Below are 1,338 nucleotides of genomic sequence, written 5' to 3' on the forward strand. Positions count from 1 at the left end.
CGCCCGAGGTGTTGAATTGCGTGAGCGAACACTGGATGTGTTCCTGCAATTCAACACCTCGGGCGAGACCAGCAAATTTGGTATGGATCCGGCCAACTCCATACCTTTCGCCCGCGCAGTGGCAGCATTGCCCAACCTGAGGGTGCGCGGGTTAATGACGGTCGGTCTGTTGGCTCCGCATCCGGTATTGTCCCGCGACAGCCTGCGCGACTTGCGCCTTCTGCAGCACAGGATCACAACCGAAGGCATTGATGGCGTGGACCTGCGACACCTGTCGATGGGTATGAGCACCGATCTCGAAGTGGCAATCCAGGAAGGATCGACCATGCTTCGCATCGGAACTGATGTGTTCGGAAAACGAGACCTGCCGCCAGGAACATTTTGGCCGGAAAAAGAATGGGAATATTTGGCATGATCGCAGTAATCTTCGAAGTTGAAATCGCCGAAGGGCGGAAACAGGATTATCTGGATGTCGCCACGGACCTGAAGCCACTGCTGGAGCAGGTTGATGGGTTCCTGTCCGTCGAGCGCTTTCAAAGCCTGACCAATCCCGATAAATTGCTGTCCCTTTCGTTCTTCAAAGATGAGAAAGCCGTTGAAGCATGGCGCAACCTGCCCAGCCACCGGGCCGGGCAGGCCAAGGGCCGCGACGGGATTTTCGCGGGCTATCGTCTGCGCGTTGCCGGTGTCATCCGGGATTATGGTATGGACGACCGTGAACAGGCTCCAAAAGACAGCCGGGAGACACATTGCTGAAGGTCAGCGACCGCGCAGATACTCTAACATGGTCTCGGCACCGGAAATGCTCAAAGGTACCCCTGTCGGGTTGTCCTGAAATCCGGGCTCAGAGAAGATTTTGCGAATTTTCCCGTCTTCGACATGCATGGAATACCGCCAGCTGCGTTCCCCCAGCCCCTGATTTCTGCGCGAGACTAGCATCCCCATCGCCCGTGTAAAATCACCGTTCCCATCCGGCAGCACCCGAACCTTTTCGATGCCCTGAGACTTGCCCCACTGAAACATGACAAAGGCGTCATTGACCGACAGGCAGATCACTTCGTCAATCCCCAGATTCCGGAAAGAACCATACTGGGCCTCATATGCCGGCAGATGGCTGTCGGAACAGGCGGGTGTGAAGGCGCCCGGTAGTGCGAACAGTACGATGTTGCGCCCGGTAAAGATCTTGGGCGAAGGAACATCCTTCCATTCGAACGGGTTGTCGCCTCCTAACGAAGGATTGCGCACGCGGGTGTGAAACACAGTGTTGGGGATGGTGATCGGATGAGCCATTCGGAACTCCACTCAAAAAAGTGGGGGCTTTCGCCCCCAGTGTGCTCA

Annotated in this window: 3 protein-coding genes; 2 read left to right on the forward strand and 1 reads right to left on the reverse strand. The window is 56.4% G+C overall.

Annotated features, from left to right (window positions below; all coding sequences use genetic code 11):
• Together ACR0D6_RS22525 and ACR0D6_RS22530 are read left to right on the forward strand one after the other, a co-directional pair.
• Window positions 1-415 (forward strand): alanine racemase (locus ACR0D6_RS22525; protein ID WP_480767158.1); only part of this gene is annotated, 415 nt, incomplete at its 5' end.
• Window positions 412-756 carry an antibiotic biosynthesis monooxygenase family protein gene (locus tag ACR0D6_RS22530; protein WP_480767159.1) on the forward strand — a complete coding sequence of 115 codons (345 nt, stop codon included), beginning with the start codon at window positions 412-414 and terminating at the stop codon, window positions 754-756. The genes ACR0D6_RS22525 and ACR0D6_RS22530, both read left to right, overlap by 4 nt.
• A 3-nt stretch (window positions 757-759) precedes the next feature.
• Here ACR0D6_RS22530 and ACR0D6_RS22535 read toward each other — a convergent pair whose 3' ends face one another.
• Window positions 760-1,290, reverse strand: a complete 531-nt coding sequence (locus ACR0D6_RS22535) for a redoxin family protein (protein WP_480767160.1) — start codon at window positions 1,288-1,290, stop codon at window positions 760-762.
• Between the last annotated feature and the right edge of the window lie 48 nt (window positions 1,291-1,338).

It is taken from the genome of Ruegeria sp. BJ6 (genome assembly GCF_056537885.1).

What these genes read in the sequence shown, in the direction of transcription:
- ACR0D6_RS22530 (WP_480767159.1), top strand. Translation starts at nt 412, where the DNA reads ATGATCGCAGTAATCTTCGAAGTTGAAATCGCCGAAGGGCGGAAACAG.
- ACR0D6_RS22535 (WP_480767160.1), bottom strand. Translation starts at nt 1,290, where the DNA reads ATGGCTCATCCGATCACCATCCCCAACACTGTGTTTCACACCCGCGTG.